Source organism: Desulfosarcina widdelii (assembly GCF_009688965.1).
GTDB lineage: Bacteria > Desulfobacterota > Desulfobacteria > Desulfobacterales > Desulfosarcinaceae > Desulfosarcina > Desulfosarcina widdelii.
Window position 1 is genome coordinate 167,819 of record NZ_AP021875.1, and the last position, 18,774, is coordinate 186,592.

Below are 18,774 nucleotides of genomic sequence, written 5' to 3' on the forward strand. Positions count from 1 at the left end.
ATGCCCTGGTGAAGCGATATGACCAATACTCCTTCCGTTGATCGGATCATACGGGACATCCACCACTCCCTCGTCCATCTCAAGGAAAGCGGCTGCACCGGATTCGACTGCTCTTCCCGCAGCCTGGAGATCCTCGGTGGCCTGGGATGGCCGGCGACAGAGACATCCGGGAAACACGACGAGACTTTGGCGGACATCCGGGCAGACCTGGGCGATTGCACCCGCTGCGGCCTGAGCGCCTCGCGAAACCATATTGTTTTCGGAGAAGGCGCGGAAAACGCGCGGCTGGTTTTCGTCGGTGAAGGGCCGGGGTTCGATGAGGATCGATGCGGTCGGCCTTTCGTGGGCGCTGCCGGGCAACTGCTGACCCGGATCATTGCCGCCATGCAGTTAACCCGCGAAGCCGTCTATATCTGCAATGTGATCAAATGCCATCCCCCCGGCAACCGCGACCCGGAACCCGAAGAGATCCGGCACTGCCTGCCTTTTCTCAAGCGGCAGCTTGCCGTAATCCGGCCGCGCGTGATCTGCGCCTTGGGAAGGGTGGCCGCCCAGACCCTGCTGGATACCCAGGCGCCCATTTCCCGGCTGCGAGGCCGGTTTCACGACTTCATGGGCATCGCGGTGATGCCGACTTTCCACCCCGCCTATCTGCTGAGAAATTCGGAAAAGAAGCGGGAAGTTTGGGAGGACGTGCAGCAGATCATGAAGCGACTGGAATAGATTCTTAACCCGTCCCTTTAACCGTTTTAAGGGGATGTTATGAACAAAAGCATCCTTATTGCCCTTCCCCTGATCGCCATTCTGTCCGGAGTTCTGCTCGGGCCGCCGTTCGTGAATCCGGCCACGGCCGGATCCGCCCCGGTATACCTGGTCCGCCTCACCGGCGCCGTCAGCCCGGCGAATGCCGATTTTCTGGAATCGGCCATCCGGCAGGCCAACGCCGGAGGTGCCGGCTGCCTGATCGTGATGCTGGACACACCGGGCGGCCTGGCCGAATCCATGCGTCGGATGGTCATGGCCATTTATGCCAGCAACATTCCCGTGGTGGTCTATGTGTCGCCTTCGGGGGCGCGGGCCGCGTCGGCCGGGGTGATGATCACCATGGCCGCCGACGTGGCCGCCATGGCCCCCGGCACCCACATCGGGGCGGCCCACCCGGTCAATGCCGGCGGCAAGGACCTGGACAAGACCATGTCTGAAAAGGTGATCAACGACATGGTGGCTTTTATCAAGAGTATTGCCGAAAAACGCGGCCGCAATATCCAATGGGCAGAAAAGGCGGTCCGCGAGAGCGTGTCCATCACCGAAACCGAAGCGCTGGAAAACAAGACCATTGACCTGGTGGCCCGCGATGTGGACGCGTTGATCGATCTGATCGACGGACTCGAGATCGCCGGAAAAGGGCGCATCGACATCGATAAAGCCCAGCGGGTCTTTATTGATGAGTCTCTGCGAACCCGGGTCCTCAAGGCGCTCAGCGATCCCAACATCGCCTATATCCTGATGATGATCGGGCTGGCCGGTCTCTATTTCGAACTTTCCCATCCGGGGGTGGTGTTGCCCGGCGTGGTGGGCAGCATTGCGCTGATCCTGGCCTTTTACTCCTTTCAGACCCTGCCGGTGAATATCGCCGGGGTCCTGCTGATCGTGCTTGCCCTGATCTTTTTTATCATGGAGATGAAGATCGCCAGCTACGGACTGCTCAGCGTTGCCGGGGTCGTCAGCCTGCTGCTCGGTTCGGTGATGCTTTTCGACCGGGGCATCGACGGTCAACCCGGGATCTCCTGGAGCGTGCTGATGCCCACCTTGGTCCTGGTCAGCGGTTTTTTCGTGGGTGTAGCCGGACTGGTTTTTCGTTCCCGGCGGTGTCCGCCCATGACCGGGGATTCGGGCCTGATCGGCAAAACCGGTGTGGTGAAAACCGCGCTCGATCCCATGGGCCGGATTCAGGTGCATGGCGAACTCTGGTTCGCCCGCAGTCGGACGCCGGTAGCGGTCGGGCAGACGGTGCGCGTTGTGGCCGTGGACGGGCTGACTCTAGAAGTAGAGCCTGATGCACCCGAATAGTCGGTTTTTGAGTAAGCCAGTTGCTATTTTATCCTTTTAGGAGTTCGTTATGATACCTTACATTGGTGCCGTCGTCCTGGTTGTTTTGTTTCTGTCCGCCGCCCTGCGGATTCTCAACGAATACGAGCGGGCGGTCATTTTTCGTCTGGGCCGGGTCATCCGGGCCAAAGGGCCGGGCCTGATCATTCTCATACCCGTGGTCGATAAAATGGTGCGGGTCAGCATGCGGCTGGTGGCCATGGATGTTGATCCCCAGGATGTGATCACCCTGGACAACGTTTCCGTGAAGGTCAATGCAGTGATCTATTTCCGGGTTATCGACCCCATTAAAGCCATCGTGGAGGTGGAGAACTACACCTACGCCATTTCTCAACTGGCCCAGACAACCCTGCGTAGCGTCTGCGGACAGGCAGAGCTGGACGAGTTGCTGTCCGCCAGAGAGAAGATCAACGCCCAACTGCAGGAGATCCTGGATACGCACACGGACCCCTGGGGGATAAAGGTCGCCACGGTGGAACTCAAACATATCGACCTGCCCAACGAGATGCAGCGGGCCATGGCCAAGCAGGCCGAGGCCGAGCGGGAACGGCGGGCCAAGGTGATCAATGCCGAAGGCGAATACCAGGCCGCCGACCGGCTGGCTGCAGCGGCCAAGATCATCGACGCTCACCCGACGGCCATCCAACTGCGATACCTGCAGACCATGCGGGAGATGTCCGCCGAGAACAATACGACCACGGTCTTCCCGTTGCCCCTGGACCTGTTCAAGCCGTTTATCCGACTGGCCCAAAAAGACAGGCCGGAAAACGAATAACTTATCGATTGACACCCTTGTACCGAAGGGATTACAAAAATACCTTTTTGCCGACGAACGTCCAAAGGCCGCGCAGAACGTGTAAGCAGCATCCATGCTCGGAGATTTGACCGCAACTTCATGAAAAGGAGACTGGATCCATGACCAAAGGTACGGATGGAAAGGAAAAACCGTTGGACAAAATGACCGTCAAGGAGCTTCGTGAAATTGCCCTGGAGATACCGGATCTTACCGGCGTGCATGGCATGAACAAACAGGACCTGCTGGATGCCGTAAAGGCCCATCGGGGGATCAAGGAAGCCAAACCCAAAAAGGTGAACCGCTCGGTGAGAGAAATCAAGAAACAGATTCAGGAACTGAAAGCCAGAAAACAGGCGCTGGCCTCGGAAAAGGATCGCAAACAGAGCGACATCTTGCGCCGTAAGATTTCCCGCCTGAAAAAGAAGACGCGCCGGGCCGGCTGACAACCCCGACGGACGGACTGAAAGAATCATGATCGATCCGGCAGTATTGGCTTTTGACATTGACGGCGTGATCGCCGACACCATGCACCTTTTCCTGGACATCCTGGCTGACCATTACGATGTCCATACGGTGCGATACGAAGACATCACCTGCTATCAACTGGATCAATGCCTGGACCTGGATGAAGAGACCCTCGAAGGGGCCATTGCCCGCATCCTGGAGGGCCGCTATCGGGCCGAACTGAAACCCTATCCCGGGTCAGGTGAAGTGCTCAGGCGTATTGCAGAAACCACGGGCCGGGTGCTGATGGTAACGGCCCGTCCCGATCCGGGTCCCATCGCCGATTGGATGGACCGGCTGCTCGACGGCCAGCACCACCGGGCGCAGATCGTTGCCACCGGTTCCTTTGAGGCCAAAACCGACGTGCTGCTTCAAAACGGCGTACGCTGGTTCGTAGAAGACCGCCTGGATACCTGCCATTTGCTCAAGGCCGCCGGCATAACGCCCGTCGTCTTCTCCCAGCCGTGGAATCGGGAATCCCACGATTACGTGCAGGTGGCGTCCTGGCCGGAACTCGAACGGCGAATCGACTACCCATGAACCGTCCCCGACTGGAAGAACAGATCGACCTTTTTCTTCAGGCCCTGGTCGCGGAGAAAGGGTACTCGATCAACACCATCCGGGCCTATGGCCACGATCTCAAGGAGTTCGCCGACTACGCCGCCAAAACGTCGGGTGGGGAGGACCCAAAAGCCTCCCGGTCCATAACCGTAGATGAAATCGACAGTCTGACGGTGCGCGGATATTTGGGGATGCTGCACCGCAAGAACGAGAAGGCCACTATTGCCCGCAAGCTGTCGGCCCTGCGATCTTTTTTCCGCCACCTGGTTCGGCACCGATTGACGGACGAAGACCCCACGGCGACGATCCTGACGCCCAAGCACATCCGGCGGATGCCGTCCTATCTGTCCGTAGACGACATGTTCCGGCTGCTGGACCGCACCGCCGAGGATACCCTGCTGGGGCGGCGCAATCGGGCCCTGTTCGAGGTCCTCTACGGATCGGGCATCCGTGTTTCCGAGCTGACCGGGCTTAACATCTTCAACGTGGACTTTGCCAGCGGCTGCCTGCGGGTGGTCGGCAAGGGCGGTAAGGAGCGTATCGTGCCGGTGGGAGAAAAGGCCCTGGCGCGTGTCCGGGACTATCGGGAGACGTTGCGGGAGAAAACCGGAATCGACATGCAGACCGACGGGCCGCTGTTTCTCAACAAGAACAAAGGGCGGCTCAGCACCCGGTCCGTGGCCAGAATTCTCGAGGCACTGGTGCGCAAGTGCAGCCTGGCGGTGCCCATCTCCCCACATGGGATCCGGCACAGTTTCGCAACTCACATGCTCGACGCGGGGGCGGACCTGAGAACTGTTCAGGAACTGCTTGGCCACAAGAGCCTGTCGACCACCCAGAAGTACACCCATGTGAGTATTGACCGGCTTATGGCGGCCTATGACCGGGCGCATCCGCGGCGCTAGGCAGTGGCTACCTATTCAATGGCCAATTTGCCCGATATCCTTGTTGCGCGAAAAATTTTATCCTCGGAATATCAACCAGATACCTGCGGTAAAATTTTTTGGGCGCCTCGATCTCGACCAAATTTTCCTATTGCTGGATAGCCACTGGGGAATAAATGGCCAATCTGCTGATTAGTTGATAAATTTTTAAGAAGAAAGAAAACAATCTCTATGCCACAAGCTTCCAGCGAACCAAACCTGCGGTTTCACGGCACAACCATCCTGGCCGTGAGGGACAAAGAACGGGTGGTCATGGCCGGAGACGGCCAGGTGACGCTGAACAACACCGTGATCAAGCACAATGCCCGCAAGGTGCGGCGCATCTACAACGATACCATTTTGGTGGGCTTTGCCGGCGCCACCGCCGATGCCCTGACTCTGACCGAGAAGCTCGAGCAAAAGCTGGAGCGTTACAACGGTATCCTGACCCGTTCGGCCGTGGAACTGGCCCGGGACTGGCGGGCGGACAAATACCTGCGCCGCCTGGAAGCACTGATGATTGCTGTGGACAAACGCTCCATGCTGCTGATTTCCGGCAACGGCGACGTCATCGAGCCGGACGAGGGCATCGTGGCCATCGGTTCGGGGGGGGTGGCCGCCCAGGCAGCCGCCACGGCCCTGTGCCGCCAGACCGAACTGGATGCCCGCCAGATCGTGGAAACCGCCATGACCATCGCGTCCTCGCTTTGCGTATTCACCAACGATCGCTTCACCATCGAAGAACTGTGACCTATGAAAGACCTCAAACCCGCTGAAATCGTATCCGAACTGGACAAGTACATCATCGGCCAGGACCAGGCCAAACGCTCGGTGGCCATTGCCCTGAGAAATCGCTGGCGCAGGCGGCAGGTACCCGAACCGCTCAGAGATGAAATTGCGCCCAAGAATATCATCCTCATCGGCCCCACCGGGGTCGGTAAAACAGAGATCGCCAGGCGGCTCTCGCGGATGAGCGATTCTCCCTTTTTCAAGGTGGAGGCGTCCAAATTCACCGAGGTAGGCTATGTGGGCCGCGATGTGGAATCCATGGTGCGCGACCTGGTCGAACTGACGGTCAACACGGTGCGTGCCGAGGCCCAGGAAAGGGTCCAGGAAAAAGCCTGGCGGGTGGCCGAAGAGCGCATGCTGGATCTGCTTTTGCCCAAAGCCGACCGTCCTCGTCCGGAGGGCGCAGCGGACGGCGGGCTTGAAGTGGTCAGCGCTCCCGCCGAGACGACCTCGTCCACCCGGGAAAAACTGCGCAAGATGCTTCAGGCCGGAAAGCTGGACAGCCGATACGTGGACCTGGATGTGGCCGACCGCAGCATGCCCATGGTCGAGATCTTTTCCAATGTCGGCATGGAGGAGATGGGCATCAATTTCAAGGACATGCTCGGTCCCTTGATGCCCAAGAACACCCGCCGGCGAAAGATCAAGGTGCCCGAGGCCATGAAAACCCTGGCCGCAGAGGAAGCCCAGAACCTGGTGGACATGGACCAGGTGATCCGGGATGCCATTGCCAAGGTAGAGCAGGCCGGCATTATCTTTCTGGACGAAATCGACAAGATTGCCGGAAACGGCAAGGGACACGGCCCGGATGTCTCCCGGGAGGGGGTTCAGCGGGATCTTCTGCCCATCGTGGAAGGATCCACGGTGACTACCAAATATGGGCCGGTAAAGACCGACCACATTTTGTTCATCGCCTCGGGTGCGTTTCATGCGATCAAGCCCTCGGATCTGATTCCGGAGCTGCAGGGCCGCTTTCCCATCCGTGTGACTCTGGACGCCCTGGACCGCAAGGATTTCTATCGCATCCTGACCGAGCCGCAGAACGCTTTGCTGCTGCAGTACATCGCCCTGTTGAAGACCGATGGCGTCGAGGTGGAATTCTCGGACGATGCGGTAGAGAAGGTCGCCGAGATCGCCGAGGAGGTCAATGTGCGCACCGAGAATATCGGGGCCCGTCGTCTGCACACCCTCATGGAGCGCCTGCTGGAAGACGTCCTGTTCGATGCACCCGACGGTTGCCAGCCGCACCTTACGGTGGATGCGGCCTATGTGGCTGACAAACTCAAGGCAATCAAGGATGATGAGGATTTGAGTCGGTATATCTTATAGGTGGGTAGTCTGAAGACTAAAGGAGTTTCGGCTTTTTTATTTTTTTCTATCTGCAATTCGCTATGCGTGACTATCTGAAATAGAGGAACGATCATGACCATCGAAACACCCCCTCCCAATTCCACCGTCGCCGATATTCTCATCGAGGCGCTCCCCTATATCCGCAAATTTTCCGGTATGACCGTAGTCGTCAAATACGGCGGCCACGCCATGGTGGACGAACAGCTTAAAATCGATTTTGCGCGGGACATCACCCTGCTCAAATTTATCGGTCTCAACCCGGTGGTGGTCCACGGCGGAGGCCCCCAGATCAACCGGGTGCTGGACCAGATGGGCATCCAGCCCCAGTTCGTGCGCGGAATGCGGCTGACCGACGGCCCCACCATGGACGTGGTCGAAATGGTGCTGGGCGGCAAGGTCAACAAGGGCATCGTGGCCCAGATCAACCAGCAGGGCGGCCGGGCCGTGGGGCTTTCCGGAAAGGACGGAGGGCTCATCGAGGCCAGGAAGATGCACATCGTCCATCAGGCCGACGCGGCCAGCCCCCCGGAGATCATCGACCCCGGCATGGTGGGGGAGGTGACCCGCGTCAACCCGCAGATTATCCACACCCTCTCCGAGAAAGGATTCATCCCCATCATCGCTCCGGTGGGTGCGGGCCGGGAAGGGGAAACTTACAACATCAACGCAGACCTGGTGGCCAGCCATATTGCCATGGCCCTGTCCGCCGGGCGGCTGATGCTGCTGACCGACGTGGATGGGGTGATGGACGCCAAAGGGCAGTTGATCTCTTCCATCGATGCGGCCGCCATCCGAAGCATGATCGCCGACGGCAGCATCAGCGGCGGCATGATCCCCAAAATCGAATGCGCCCTTGCGGCCATTGAAAGCGGGGTGGAGAAGGTACCCATCCTCAACGGCACGCGCCGCCACGCGATCCTTCTGGAACTGTTTACGGATAGGGGCATCGGGACGGAAGTAACGGAGTAGAACGCCTGGAAGCGGCATATTTCGGTCAGGTTAGACGTTCTCATGCTTTTGAGATCCTTGACATAGCGCTGCCACGCCTCCGGTCGCAAAATCGCTGCGGCCTTGACCCGAACCACAAGCAACCATTTCCGAGCGGCCCGATAAGAACCGATTGAAAGGAAAAGTCATTTGGTCTTGATTCGACCCCGTCGAAGGTGTATCGACCTTAAATTCTGAACGCTGAACCCAGAACGCTGAACAAATCGGAGTGAACAAATGACAGACACAATCATGCAGACGGCTGACCGGGTGATCGCCGCCACCTACAAACGCTTTCCCATTGTCCTGGAAAGGGGCGAGGGCACGGCGGTGTGGGATACCCAGGGGCGCCGCTATACCGATTTTGTCTCCGGCATCGCCGTGTGCAATCTGGGCCACGCCCATCCGCGCATTGCCGAGGCCGTCGCCCGGCAGGCCAGGCAACTGGTTCATGTCTCCAATCTATACTATACGTTGCCCCAAACCGAACTGGCCGACCTGCTGGTGGCACAATGCTTTGCGGACCGTGTCTTTTTCTGCAACTCCGGCGCCGAGGCCAACGAAGCGGCCATCAAGCTGGCCCGTAAATATTTCAAGGACAAGGGCCAGCCAGAGCGCTACCGGATCGTCTCCATGGAGCAGTCCTTCCACGGACGAACCATGGCCACCTTGTCCGCCACCGGGCAGGAAAAGATCAGGGCGGGATACGACCCGGTTCTCCAAGGGTTTTCTTTCGTGCCGTTCAACGACATCGAGGCCCTGGAGGCTGCCGTGGATGAGGGCACCTGTGCCGTGATGCTGGAGCCCATCCAGGGCGAAGGCGGCATCCGCTGCCCGGCCCCCGATTATCTTCAACAGGTGCGGCAGCTCTGCAACCGGCACGGCATTCTGATGATTCTGGATGAAATCCAGACCGGCATGAGTCGCACCGGCGCCCTCTTCGCCCATCAGCACGAAGGGGTCACCCCCGATATCATGACGCTGGCCAAGGCCCTTGCCAACGGGTTGCCCATCGGCGCCATGCTGGCCACGGAAAAGGTGGCCGCGGCTTTCGGTCCCGGCGCCCACGCCTCCACTTTCGGAGGGACTCCGCTGGTTACCGCCGCCGCCCTGGAAACGCTGAGAACCATGCTTGACGAGCAGATTCCCCGGCGGGCCGCAGAAACCGGCGTCTATTTCAGGCAGGCCCTCGAAGGACTGAAAAAGCGGTGCAGCCACATTGTCGAGGTGCGGGGCAGGGGGCTTTTGCTGGGGGTTCAACTGGACGGGCCGGCCGACGACCTGGTAGCGGTCTGCATGCAGAAAGGGTTTCTGGTCAATTGTGTCCAGGGAGACACCTTGCGGTTCGCACCGCCGCTGATCGTCCAAAAAGAAGAAATCGATGCACTGATTGCGTGCCTCGAAGTTATTCTAAAACAATAAATTCTGTATCGTAAAAGGAGAACCACACGGTGAAGGAAAAGATCAAGAAAGTTGTTTTGGCCTATTCAGGGGGCCTGGATACCTCGGTCATCCTGAGATGGCTCATCGAAACCTACGAATGCGAGGTGGTGACCTTCAGTGCCGACATCGGTCAGGTCGATTCGCTGGAAAACGTCGAGGCCAACGCCATGAAGACCGGCGCGGTCAAGGCTTATGTGGACGATCTGAAAGAGACCTTCGTCAAGGATTATGTATTCCCGGCCTTCCGGGCCAATGTGATTTACGAAGGCCAGTATCTGCTGGGCACCTCCATTGCCCGGCCGCTGATCGCCAAACGGCAGATGGAGATCGCCGCTATAGAAGGTGCCGATGCGGTCAGCCACGGCGCAACGGGCAAGGGCAACGACCAGGTGCGTTTCGAGCTGGGCTATTACGCCATCGATCCGGACATCAAGATCGTGGCCCCCTGGCGGGAGTGGGACTTGAACTCCCGCACGGCCTTGATGGCGTTTGCCGAAAAGCACGGTATTTCAGTACCCACGACCCATGCCAAACCTTACAGCACCGACGGCAACCTGCTGCACATCAGCTACGAAGGCGGCATCCTGGAAGACCCCTGGGCCGGACCGCCCGACGATATTTTTACCCTGACAACGTCTCCCAAAGACGCTCCCGACACCCCCGAAATCATCGAGATCACGTTTGAAGGCGGCGACCCGGTCGCCATCGACGGAAAACCGCTCTCACCGGCCAACCTGCTGGCCGAGCTGAACCAGCTGGGTGGCAAGCACGGCATCGGGCGTATCGACATCGTGGAAAACCGCTTTGTGGGCATGAAATCCCGCGGGGTATACGAAACGCCGGGCGGTACGATCTTGCGCCAGGCTCACATGGCCATGGAATCCATTACCCAGGATCGCGAAGTGATGAACCTGCGCGATTCCCTGATTCCGCGCTACGCCCAGCTGATCTACAACGGATTCTGGTTTTCACCGGAAATGGAGGTGCTGCAGGGCCTGATCGACAGCACCCAGACCCACGTATCCGGCGTGGTGCGTCTGGAGCTCTACAAGGGCAACTGCACGGTACAGGGACGCAAATCAGACCACAGTCTTTACAGCGAAGCCCACGCCACGTTCGAGGACGACGATGTATACAGCCAGGCGGATGCCGAAGGCTTCATCCGGCTTAACGCTCTGCGGCTTCGGATTCGTAAACTGATGCAGCGCAAAGAGGCAGGCAGGAATCATGGCTGAGAAACCCTGGGACGGGCGTTTTGCCGAAAAAACGGACAAGCGCGTGGAGGCCTTTACCGCCTCCCACGCCTACGACCGCCGGCTTTACCCCTATGACATTGCCGGCAGCATCGCCCACTGCAAGATGCTGGCCAAAGTCGGCGTGATCACCGGCGAAGAGGTTGCCCAACTGGTGGAGGGGCTGGGGACCGTCAAACGCGAGCTGGACCATGGAAAATTCGTGTTCGACGACAGCCTGGAAGACATTCACATGCACATCGAGGCCCGCCTGCTGCAAGTGGCCGGAAAGGTTGCCCAGAAGCTGCACACTGCACGCAGCCGCAACGACCAGATTGCTCTGGATGTGCGCATGTACCTGCGCGAAGAGACCAGGTGCACCATCGGACTGCTGCGCGCCCTGAGAAAGGCGCTGGTTGAGCTGGCCGCCGCCCACCCGGATGTGATCATGCCGGGCTACACCCATACTCAGCGGGCCCAGCCGGTACTGATGGCCCACCATCTGATGGCCTATTACGAGATGTTTACCCGGGACCAGGCCCGGATGGTCGACTGCCTGGGCCGCATCGACGTCATGCCTCTGGGAACCGCGGCCCTGGCCGGAACGACCTATCCCATCGACCGGGCATACGTGGCCGAGCTGCTAGATTTTCCGGCGGTCAGCAACAACAGCATGGATGCGGTGTCCGACCGGGATTTCGCCATGGAATTTTTGTCGGCAGCCAGTATCAGCATGGTCCATCTCAGCCGCCTTTCCGAGGAGCTGGTGTTATGGTCCACGGCCGAATTCGGCTTTGTCACCCTGCCCGACGCTTTTGCTACTGGCAGCAGCATCATGCCCCAGAAGAAAAACCCGGATATTCCCGAAATCGTACGCGGTAAGACCGGGCGGGTGGTCGGCTCCCTTGTGGCCCTGCTGACGCTCATGAAGAGTCTGCCCATGGCCTACAACCGGGATATGCAGGAAGACAAGGAACCGCTGTTCGATGCCGTGGACACCCTGACGGCCTGCCTTTCCATCAACGCCGACATGATCCCCCGCATTATCGTCAACCGGGAGACCATGCGCCGGGCCGCTTCGGTGGGGTTCCTCAACGCCACGGACATGGCCGACTACCTGGTGGGCCGGGGCATGCCCTTCAGAAAGGCACACGCCTGCGTGGGTAAGGCCGTGGCTTTTGCCCTGGACAAGGGCAAGGAACTGCACGAGCTGACACTGGACGAACTCAAAGGTTTCTCTTCGCTGATCCAGGAGGATCTTTACGAACACCTGACCCTGGAGCACATGGTCGACCGGCGGCAAAGCGTGGGGGGAACTTCAACCCGCAACGTGGTTGCCGCCATCGACGCGGCTCGCAGGGTGCTGGCCGGAGAGGAAGCATAAAATTCCAATATCCAAAAGACAAATTCCAAATAAATTCCAATTGTCCAAATTTCAAACAGGGGGATTGGGAGCCTGTTTGGGATTTGGAGCTTGTGATTTGATATTTGTTTGAGATTTGGTGCTTGTTTATTGTCAATTTGCTTCCAGTCATGCGAAACTTGATTTCGACAAATTGCATTGCCGCCGCATTTTTTCTGGCTGTTTTTTCCCTTGCCGCCTGCGGCGTAAAGGGCCCGCCAATGCCCCCCAAGGCAGCACCGCTTCCGGCGGTGGCGCTGACATACCGCCTGGACGGCGCTTCGGTGCAGCTACAGTGGGAAATGGCATCGGACCTTTCGAATAAGCAGGCCCGCCAGGCGACTTTTACGATCTACCGCTCCCGTCGAGATCTTTCCGAAGGGGCCTGCGACGACTGCCCGCTGGTGTTCGAAAAAGTCACCACCCAACCCTTCGTACAGACGGGCGGCAACCGTTTTTCCAGCGTCGAAACCTTGGATTCGGGCTATGGGTACGCGTTCAAGGTGCGCCTGGAGATCCGAGGACAGGCGGGCGCCGACTCCAACACGGTTCGATTCGAATATCCCTTTGTGGGCCAATCGTCGGATAAGGAGACGCCATGACACCCATTCCCTTTTTCAAAATGAGCGGCAGCGGCAACGATTTCATCCTTATCGACAACCGCACGTCCGTGGTGCCCGAAGCGCGGCTTGAGGAACTGGTTGTGGGCGTCTGCCGCCGTAAGATGTCGGTGGGTGCCGACGGCATGATTCTGGTCGAGCCTTCCGAGAACGTCGATTTCAAATGGCGTTTTTTCAATTCCGACGGCAGCCTGCCGGACATGTGCGGCAACGGCGCCCGCTGTGCGGCCCGTTTTGCGTTCCTCAACGGCATCGCCGGCCGCAAGATGGCCTTCGAGACGCTGGCCGGGGTGATCGAGGCCGAAGTGGGCGATGCGGGCGTGCGCATCCGTATGACCGACCCCAAGGATTTCAGGCTCGCACAACGGCTGGAACTGGACGGCCGATCGGTGGCGGCCAGCAGTGTCAATACTGGTGTGCCCCACGCAGTCGTGATGGTCGACGACATTGAGGCCGTGGACGTCGCGTCCGACGGTCGGGCCATTCGATTCCACCCGGATTTTGAACCCGATGGTACAAACGCCAATTTTGTGGAACTGAATCCTGCCGGGGAGATTTTCATCCGCACCTACGAGCGAGGCGTCGAAGAGGAAACCCTGGCCTGCGGCACGGGCAACGTGGCCGCCGCATTGATCCTGGCTAAGGAGCGGGGGCTGGCATCACCGGTGACCCTGACGACCCGCAGTGGGGGACGACTGACCGTGCATTTCACCCGAAGGGACGAAGGCTTCGTGGATGTATTTCTCGAAGGCGATGCCCGGGTGATCTATCGCGGTGAACTCTGGGAGGAAGCATGGCAGGGGTAGGGAATCGGCAAACGGTCTACCTCTCCGTGGGTTCCAACCTGGGCGACAAACTGGACAACTGCGTAAAGGGTATCGCAGCCCTGGTCGCCGGGGGCGAATGCGAACTGCTGGCCGTTTCGCGTTTTTACCGTACCTCGCCGGTGGATTACACGGACCAGGACTGGTTCGTCAACGCTGCCGTAAAGGTCGCTACCCGCCTGGAGCCCTCCGATCTGCTGAAGAAGCTGCAGACCATCCAGTCGCAAATGGGGCGCAAGAGCAACGGCATCCGCTTCGGGCCGCGCACTCTGGACTTGGATATCCTGCTTTACGACGAGCAGGTGATCCGGATCCCCGATTTGGAAATCCCCCATCCGCGCATGCACAAAAGGGTCTTTGTCCTGCAGCCCATTTGTGATATAAATCCGGCGATTATTCACCCCGTGTTGGGAAAGACCGTTGCCGATCTGTTGAAGCAACTCGATGCCCAAGATCAGCAGGTCGTTCCCATGCGCAGCCAGCCGGAATTACCACAAGGCGGGACGCCGTGAAACTGCTGCTGCTGATCGTCATCGTTTACCTGACGTACCGGGCCGTAAAATCCTGGCTGTTGCGCAACCTTCAGGTTCCCGGGCAAAACGCGCCACACAATCCGAAAATCGATGATGTGATGGTCAAAGATCCGGTTTGCGGCGTCTATTTCCCAAGAAGAGAAGGGGTGGAATTGCGCCACAAGGGACAAGAATTCATCTTCTGTTCGGAAAAATGCCGGGACCGGTTTTTGGAAGAAAACGTTGAACTGTGATCAGTGATTCGTGAACAGTGAACGGAAGGTGGAAGTTCAGCATCAACCTTTAAACATGTTTAATTGACCAATCGGGAAGGAACAGCATTCATGAAATTTTTTATCGATACGGCCAACGTGGATGAAATCAGGGAAGCCCACGCCATGGGGATGGCGGACGGTGTGACCACCAATCCATCGCTGATCGCCAAAGAGGGCCGTGTTTTCGAGGAAGTGATCCAAGAAATTTGCGAAATCGTGGACGGCCCCATAAGTGCCGAAGTGATCAGTCTGGAGGCGGATGGCATGGTCAAAGAGGCGCGGGAGTTGGCCAAGATTCACCCCAACGTGGTCATCAAGGTTCCCATGACCGTGGATGGACTTAAAGCCACCCGCCAGTTGGCCGCGGAGAATATCAAGACCAATGTCACCCTGATTTTCTCCCCTCTCCAAGCCCTGATGGCGGCCAAGGCCGGCGCATCCTATGTCAGTCCCTTTGTGGGCCGGCTGGACGATCTTTCCAGCGACGGAATGCTGCTCGTCGAGCAGATTGCAGAGATTTTTGCCAACTATGCTTTTGAAACGGAGATCATCGTGGCCAGCATCCGCAATCCGTTACACGTGCTGGATTCGGCTCTGGCCGGGGCCGACATCGCCACCATTCCCTTCAACGTCTTGAGCAAACTGGCCGCCCATCCCCTGACCGACAAGGGGATCAAGGCCTTTATGGCCGACTGGGAGAAGACCAAAAAATAGATACTAGCGGTTGCCCGGGCGCCGGCTACCGGGAAAACCGGTCCGGCGCCTTAAAGGCAGGCGCTCATCCAACGGACAGGCAACGGCAAATGAAAAAAACGTCCATCAACTCTCTTCTCACCCATCCCAATACGCTGACGCTTTTCAGGATCGTTGCGGTCCCGGTTATCGTAGTGCTTTTGTTGATGCCCAACCGGTTTACGGCATTTATCGCCGGCCTGATTTTCAGTGCCGCGGCCATCACCGACTATTTCGACGGTTATCTGGCAAGGCGCTACGGGCTGGTTTCCAACCTGGGAAAGGTGATGGACCCGGTGGCGGACAAGCTGCTGGTTTCCTGCTCGCTGATTATGCTGACCGCTTTGGGATGGATGCCCGCCTGGATCGCCTGTATCATCATCGGCCGCGAACTGGCCGTTACCGGACTGCGCAACATCATTGCCCAGAACGAGATGGACGTCTCCGCGTCCAGCCTGGGAAAGTACAAAACAGGGTTCCAGATCGCGGCGATCATCCCCTTGATGTTTCACTATCCGGCCCTGGGATTCGACTTTCAGGCCATCGGCATGTTCTTTCTGTGGGGGGCGCTGATATTCACTCTTTGGTCGGGGACGGACTACTTTCTGCGCTTCAGAAAGTTGCTGCGCGGATAAATTTTCTGTTGACATCCAGCCCGAATATTTATAAAAGTGCCACTTCAACTGAGCGGGAATAACTCAGTGGTAGAGTGCGACCTTGCCAAGGTCGAAGTCGCGGGTTCAAATCCCGTTTCCCGCTCCATTTTTTTTTAAAGGGGCGGCATAGCCAAGTGGTAAGGCAGAGGTCTGCAAAACCTCCATTCACCAGTTCGAATCTGGTTGCCGCCTCCAAAATTAAGTCCTAAAAATTCAAGTTTTTATAGTAAAAAGGAGCCCTTAACCGGCTCCTTTTTCTTTTCTAACTTCTCACCTGTAAACGTCACTCAGCGTACAGAAATACTCTAAAAGTACCCTTTTCACCTACCAAGTCCCATCAAAATTCACAACACCCCCGATCTACATAAAAGCCCATGCCGATTAGGATCTGTTGGTTTTGATCTTAAAATTTCTGCGGAAAAGTCACATCAATTGATGAAACCAAAATTGCGAAACATAAAAATGAAAAAGTTGTTGACAAACACGATTATAATCTATAGGTGTCAATTATGAATGATGGCACTAAAAAGATAGGAAGCATGCAGTTCACGACAAAGGACATCGAGAACCTCTGTGGATTGAAGCAGAATACGCTCCACCTTTATATTCAAGCGGGCGCACTTACACCTGACATCGATCCTGGAAAAGGAACCGGAAAAACGCGCCTCTTGTCAGGAATCAACTTTGTCCAGGCTGTCATCATTGCAAATATGATCGATCACGGTCTGCCACGCAGGGCAATTGTGGAAATGATGAAAAGCTTAAACCAGGACCGCGGGCGCTTGGATCCAGATGAACTTCCAAATCATGGGACGGTCTATGTTGCGTTTTTTAAGATTCGAGGGCGGTGGGTCCATAGCTTTTTAGATCAAGATGAGAGCGGGAGGATTTTGTTTGCGGATGTTCTTGGCCTTGCCGGGTTTTCACATCTTTTCAATTTGTCCCATATTTTAGGGGCATATGCTGAAATAGTGTTCAAAAAATACAGTTAATTTTTTTTTGGTCATAATAATCTATGGCTGACAATCATAGATAAAGGAGGGTGGGGATGCATTTCAACACTTCATTGCTGGTAGCCATCAAAGAAAAGGGATGGACTCAAAAAGAGTTTTCAGCAATTGCCGGTGACCATCCAACTTTTGTTTCCAGAGTAATCAATGGATGGATCAATCTGGACGATGCTCGCAAGGCCAAATATGCGAAGGTTCTGGATTGCGAAGTCGGCGACCTTTTCGACTGAAGAATCATGAGCACTCAAGGCGATCAAAAATACCTCACAGCCACCGAAGCGGGCGAATATATCGGCGGTCGATCCGCTGGAGCCGTTCGCAATTTGGTCATGCGAAAGGCAATCCCTTTCCGCAAGCCTGGCGGTCGCCTTTTATTCATCCGAGAGGAACTCGACGAATGGATACAAACTTCCAGCGGTATCAAAATAGACGAGTTACTTGAAAAGAGAAGATGAGACCACATTTGGCGCCCCGGCATCGGCGCAAAACCCATGGAGCGTGGAAATGGCAAAAGTGAATGGCCGAACATGTAAAATTACCTAACGACGCTGACCTTGAACAGTCGGTTCTGTCTGGGATGCTCTTAGATCCAGAATCTGCCGAGACTGTTTTTCAAATCATTTCACCCAACGATTTTTATCAAACCCGCCACCAGATCATCGCCCAAACGATCCACGATCTCCAGAGCAAAAACGATCCGTATGACATCACCATCGTTGCGCTGGCCTTGAGGGAAAATAGTCAGTCAAAGCAGGTTGGGGGGGCTGCCTATCTCAAAAAAATCACCATGGAAGCGCCAGTCCCGACCAGCGTCAAATACAGTTGTGAAAAACTGGCAAGCCTTGCCACCAAGCGGAAGCTGGCAGAGGTTGGCAGCAGGATAATACAGGTGGCCACGTCAAGCAACGGTGACGGTGACCCGTTGGCTTTTGCAAAGGATCTCATCGCTGGTGTCGCCAAAAGTCAGACCGCCGATCGCGCTCAGTGTGATTGGGAATGTTTGGCAGACTTGCAGGGAAAAGAGTTCCCTCAGCCCAAATGGATCGTGCCGGGCATCTTGGCCGAAGGTTCCACCATTATCGGCGCACCTCCTAAGATCGGCAAATCGACCCTTTGCGCGAATATCGGCATATCCGTTTCCACTGGCGGTAAGGCGCTGGGCTGTTTCGATGTTGAAAAAGGCAGCGTCTTCTACATATCGCTCGACGATAAGTCAGAACGGCGCCTCAAGGGACGCATTGAGAGGATGCTGCCGGAATACAATACCACCTGGCCATCAAACTTTTTTTACCGTACCGACTTCCCCAAAGCCGATGAAGGTGGCATTGAGATGTTGCGGGGCACACTTGAGAAACACCCCGATACCCGCCTGGTGATCATCGACACCATGTACAAATTCCTATCTGGCAAGCGCGACCGCCAGAAAAACGCCTACGAAATAGACGTCGACCGCATCACACCAATTGCCACTCTCGCCACGGAGGCCGGTGTATGCATCCTATTAATCCACCACACGACCAAAACGCGATATGCAGACCCGTTTGATTCCCTAAGCGGCAGTATTGGCGTTCAGGGAACCGTTGATGATCTTATCGTGATCGAGCGTGATCGCACCGGGTTTAAGTTGTCAACCCGCGGCAGGAGCCTTGATGACAAAGAAATCATCATCGAAAGGCACGAACCAACCTTTACCTGGCATTACAAAGGGGAGGCTTGTGAGGTCGTGGACACAGACAACCAGCAGGCAATCTTAGATGCTTTACGCGACGACGGCGGCAGCATGTCACCAAAGGAGTTGATGAAGGCCACCGGTTTGAAGAGAAGAACGCTCATGTACAACCTCAACCGTTTCTGTGAGCAAGGAATAGTAAAAACCATCGGATACGGACAATACATTATAACGACCCTGCAAGAGGAGAGAGATTAAGTGTTTTTTTTTCTCTGGAGGCTTTTCACAGTTTGCACAGTTTGCATGGTTTACACACCTTGCACACTTTACACAGTTTTAATGGGAAGTGTGCAAAGGGTGGCCTTAAGTGTGCAACAACT

At 56.7% G+C, this 18,774-nt stretch carries 22 protein-coding genes and 2 tRNA genes; all 24 read left to right on the plus strand.

Features of this window, described 5'->3' with window-relative positions; genetic code table 11:
• Nucleotides 1–18 precede the first annotated feature (18 nt).
• The 24 genes from GN111_RS00800 (at nucleotide 19) to GN111_RS00915 (ending at nucleotide 18,652) form a co-directional block, all read left to right on the plus strand.
• Entirely contained in the window at nucleotides 19–723 is a 705-nt protein-coding gene (locus GN111_RS00800) for a uracil-DNA glycosylase (protein WP_155301926.1), read from the plus strand.
• A gap of 39 nt (nucleotides 724–762) precedes the next feature.
• Nucleotides 763–2,070 carry an NfeD family protein gene (locus GN111_RS00805; protein ID WP_155301927.1) on the plus strand — a complete coding sequence of 436 codons (1,308 nt, stop codon included), beginning with the start codon at nucleotides 763–765 and terminating at the stop codon, nucleotides 2,068–2,070.
• Between the two features lie 49 nt (nucleotides 2,071–2,119).
• Nucleotides 2,120–2,884, plus strand: a complete 765-nt coding sequence (locus tag GN111_RS00810) for a slipin family protein (RefSeq protein WP_155301928.1) — start codon at nucleotides 2,120–2,122, stop codon at nucleotides 2,882–2,884.
• Between the two features lie 140 nt (nucleotides 2,885–3,024).
• Nucleotides 3,025–3,348, plus strand: a complete 324-nt coding sequence (locus GN111_RS00815; RefSeq protein ID WP_155301929.1) for a transcription termination factor Rho — start codon at nucleotides 3,025–3,027, stop codon at nucleotides 3,346–3,348.
• A gap of 28 nt (nucleotides 3,349–3,376) precedes the next feature.
• Nucleotides 3,377–3,949 carry a 5' nucleotidase, NT5C type gene (locus GN111_RS00820; RefSeq protein WP_155301930.1) on the plus strand — a complete coding sequence of 191 codons (573 nt, stop codon included), beginning with the start codon at nucleotides 3,377–3,379 and terminating at the stop codon, nucleotides 3,947–3,949.
• The gene (locus GN111_RS00825) at nucleotides 3,946–4,875 is read left to right on the plus strand and encodes a tyrosine recombinase XerC (RefSeq protein WP_155301931.1); all 930 of its coding nucleotides are present in this window, start codon (nucleotides 3,946–3,948) and stop codon (nucleotides 4,873–4,875) included. Before GN111_RS00820 ends, GN111_RS00825 begins: the two co-directional genes overlap by 4 nt.
• A gap of 210 nt (nucleotides 4,876–5,085) precedes the next feature.
• Entirely contained in the window at nucleotides 5,086–5,643 is a 558-nt protein-coding gene (gene hslV / locus GN111_RS00830) for an ATP-dependent protease subunit HslV (RefSeq protein WP_155301932.1), read from the plus strand.
• 3 nt (nucleotides 5,644–5,646) lie between these two features.
• Nucleotides 5,647–7,011 (plus strand): ATP-dependent protease ATPase subunit HslU, encoded by a 1,365-nt coding sequence (gene hslU / locus GN111_RS00835; RefSeq protein WP_155301933.1) that lies wholly within the window; start codon nucleotides 5,647–5,649, stop codon nucleotides 7,009–7,011.
• A 93-nt stretch (nucleotides 7,012–7,104) separates the two neighbouring features.
• Nucleotides 7,105–8,001, plus strand: a complete 897-nt coding sequence (argB, locus tag GN111_RS00840; RefSeq protein ID WP_155301934.1) for an acetylglutamate kinase — start codon at nucleotides 7,105–7,107, stop codon at nucleotides 7,999–8,001.
• A gap of 255 nt (nucleotides 8,002–8,256) precedes the next feature.
• Nucleotides 8,257–9,441 (plus strand): acetylornithine transaminase, encoded by a 1,185-nt coding sequence (locus GN111_RS00845; protein ID WP_155301935.1) that lies wholly within the window; start codon nucleotides 8,257–8,259, stop codon nucleotides 9,439–9,441.
• A gap of 29 nt (nucleotides 9,442–9,470) precedes the next feature.
• Nucleotides 9,471–10,697 (plus strand): argininosuccinate synthase, encoded by a 1,227-nt coding sequence (locus GN111_RS00850; protein WP_155301936.1) that lies wholly within the window; start codon nucleotides 9,471–9,473, stop codon nucleotides 10,695–10,697.
• The gene (gene argH, locus GN111_RS00855; protein WP_155301937.1) at nucleotides 10,690–12,078 is read left to right on the plus strand and encodes an argininosuccinate lyase; all 1,389 of its coding nucleotides are present in this window, start codon (nucleotides 10,690–10,692) and stop codon (nucleotides 12,076–12,078) included. The genes GN111_RS00850 and argH overlap by 8 nt, the downstream gene beginning before the upstream one ends.
• A 239-nt stretch (nucleotides 12,079–12,317) precedes the next feature.
• Nucleotides 12,318–12,698, plus strand: coding sequence for a hypothetical protein (locus GN111_RS00860; RefSeq protein ID WP_155301938.1), 381 nt, complete (start codon nucleotides 12,318–12,320; stop codon nucleotides 12,696–12,698).
• Entirely contained in the window at nucleotides 12,695–13,522 is an 828-nt protein-coding gene (dapF, locus tag GN111_RS00865) for a diaminopimelate epimerase (RefSeq protein WP_155301939.1), read from the plus strand. Before GN111_RS00860 ends, dapF begins: the two co-directional genes overlap by 4 nt.
• Nucleotides 13,510–14,052: a 2-amino-4-hydroxy-6-hydroxymethyldihydropteridine diphosphokinase gene (gene folK, locus GN111_RS00870; protein ID WP_155301940.1), complete on the plus strand. Its 543-nt coding sequence runs from the start codon at nucleotides 13,510–13,512 to the stop codon at nucleotides 14,050–14,052. Before dapF ends, folK begins: the two co-directional genes overlap by 13 nt.
• On the plus strand, nucleotides 14,049–14,306 hold the full coding sequence (locus GN111_RS00875; protein WP_155301941.1) for a YHS domain-containing protein: 258 nt from the start codon (nucleotides 14,049–14,051) through the stop codon (nucleotides 14,304–14,306). The genes folK and GN111_RS00875 overlap by 4 nt, the downstream gene beginning before the upstream one ends.
• Before the next feature lie 90 nt (nucleotides 14,307–14,396).
• Nucleotides 14,397–15,041 (plus strand): fructose-6-phosphate aldolase, encoded by a 645-nt coding sequence (gene fsa / locus GN111_RS00880; protein ID WP_155301942.1) that lies wholly within the window; start codon nucleotides 14,397–14,399, stop codon nucleotides 15,039–15,041.
• A gap of 89 nt (nucleotides 15,042–15,130) precedes the next feature.
• A complete protein-coding gene (pgsA, locus tag GN111_RS00885; RefSeq protein ID WP_155301943.1) occupies nucleotides 15,131–15,694 on the plus strand; it encodes a CDP-diacylglycerol--glycerol-3-phosphate 3-phosphatidyltransferase in 564 nt (187 codons plus the stop codon).
• Between the two features lie 52 nt (nucleotides 15,695–15,746).
• Nucleotides 15,747–15,821 (plus strand) — tRNA-Gly (locus GN111_RS00890).
• A 14-nt stretch (nucleotides 15,822–15,835) separates the two neighbouring features.
• Nucleotides 15,836–15,910: transfer RNA gene (locus tag GN111_RS00895), tRNA-Cys, on the plus strand.
• A gap of 314 nt (nucleotides 15,911–16,224) precedes the next feature.
• The gene (locus GN111_RS00900; protein WP_155301944.1) at nucleotides 16,225–16,707 is read left to right on the plus strand and encodes a hypothetical protein; all 483 of its coding nucleotides are present in this window, start codon (nucleotides 16,225–16,227) and stop codon (nucleotides 16,705–16,707) included.
• Nucleotides 16,708–16,763: 56 nt separating this feature from the next.
• On the plus strand, nucleotides 16,764–16,955 hold the full coding sequence (locus GN111_RS00905; RefSeq protein WP_155301945.1) for a helix-turn-helix domain-containing protein: 192 nt from the start codon (nucleotides 16,764–16,766) through the stop codon (nucleotides 16,953–16,955).
• Nucleotides 16,956–16,961: 6 nt separating this feature from the next.
• Nucleotides 16,962–17,180, plus strand: coding sequence for a helix-turn-helix domain-containing protein (locus GN111_RS00910; protein ID WP_155301946.1), 219 nt, complete (start codon nucleotides 16,962–16,964; stop codon nucleotides 17,178–17,180).
• A 62-nt stretch (nucleotides 17,181–17,242) separates the two neighbouring features.
• Nucleotides 17,243–18,652 (plus strand): AAA family ATPase, encoded by a 1,410-nt coding sequence (locus GN111_RS00915; RefSeq protein WP_155301947.1) that lies wholly within the window; start codon nucleotides 17,243–17,245, stop codon nucleotides 18,650–18,652.
• Nucleotides 18,653–18,774: the final 122 nt, after the last annotated feature.

Coding starts and splice junctions, on each gene's coding strand:
- GN111_RS00800 (WP_155301926.1), top strand. CDS start 19: ATGACCAATACTCCTTCCGTTGATCGGATCATACGGGACATCCACCAC.
- GN111_RS00805 (WP_155301927.1), top strand. CDS start 763: ATGAACAAAAGCATCCTTATTGCCCTTCCCCTGATCGCCATTCTGTCC.
- GN111_RS00810 (WP_155301928.1), top strand. CDS start 2,120: ATGATACCTTACATTGGTGCCGTCGTCCTGGTTGTTTTGTTTCTGTCC.
- GN111_RS00815 (WP_155301929.1), top strand. CDS start 3,025: ATGACCAAAGGTACGGATGGAAAGGAAAAACCGTTGGACAAAATGACC.
- GN111_RS00820 (WP_155301930.1), top strand. CDS start 3,377: ATGATCGATCCGGCAGTATTGGCTTTTGACATTGACGGCGTGATCGCC.
- GN111_RS00825 (WP_155301931.1), top strand. CDS start 3,946: ATGAACCGTCCCCGACTGGAAGAACAGATCGACCTTTTTCTTCAGGCC.
- hslV (WP_155301932.1), top strand. CDS start 5,086: ATGCCACAAGCTTCCAGCGAACCAAACCTGCGGTTTCACGGCACAACC.
- hslU (WP_155301933.1), top strand. CDS start 5,647: ATGAAAGACCTCAAACCCGCTGAAATCGTATCCGAACTGGACAAGTAC.
- argB (WP_155301934.1), top strand. CDS start 7,105: ATGACCATCGAAACACCCCCTCCCAATTCCACCGTCGCCGATATTCTC.
- GN111_RS00845 (WP_155301935.1), top strand. CDS start 8,257: ATGACAGACACAATCATGCAGACGGCTGACCGGGTGATCGCCGCCACC.
- argH (WP_155301937.1), top strand. CDS start 10,690: ATGGCTGAGAAACCCTGGGACGGGCGTTTTGCCGAAAAAACGGACAAG.
- GN111_RS00860 (WP_155301938.1), top strand. CDS start 12,318: ATGCCCCCCAAGGCAGCACCGCTTCCGGCGGTGGCGCTGACATACCGC.
- dapF (WP_155301939.1), top strand. CDS start 12,695: ATGACACCCATTCCCTTTTTCAAAATGAGCGGCAGCGGCAACGATTTC.
- folK (WP_155301940.1), top strand. CDS start 13,510: ATGGCAGGGGTAGGGAATCGGCAAACGGTCTACCTCTCCGTGGGTTCC.
- fsa (WP_155301942.1), top strand. CDS start 14,397: ATGAAATTTTTTATCGATACGGCCAACGTGGATGAAATCAGGGAAGCC.
- pgsA (WP_155301943.1), top strand. CDS start 15,131: ATGAAAAAAACGTCCATCAACTCTCTTCTCACCCATCCCAATACGCTG.
- GN111_RS00900 (WP_155301944.1), top strand. CDS start 16,225: ATGAATGATGGCACTAAAAAGATAGGAAGCATGCAGTTCACGACAAAG.
- GN111_RS00905 (WP_155301945.1), top strand. CDS start 16,764: ATGCATTTCAACACTTCATTGCTGGTAGCCATCAAAGAAAAGGGATGG.
- GN111_RS00910 (WP_155301946.1), top strand. CDS start 16,962: ATGAGCACTCAAGGCGATCAAAAATACCTCACAGCCACCGAAGCGGGC.
- GN111_RS00915 (WP_155301947.1), top strand. CDS start 17,243: ATGGCCGAACATGTAAAATTACCTAACGACGCTGACCTTGAACAGTCG.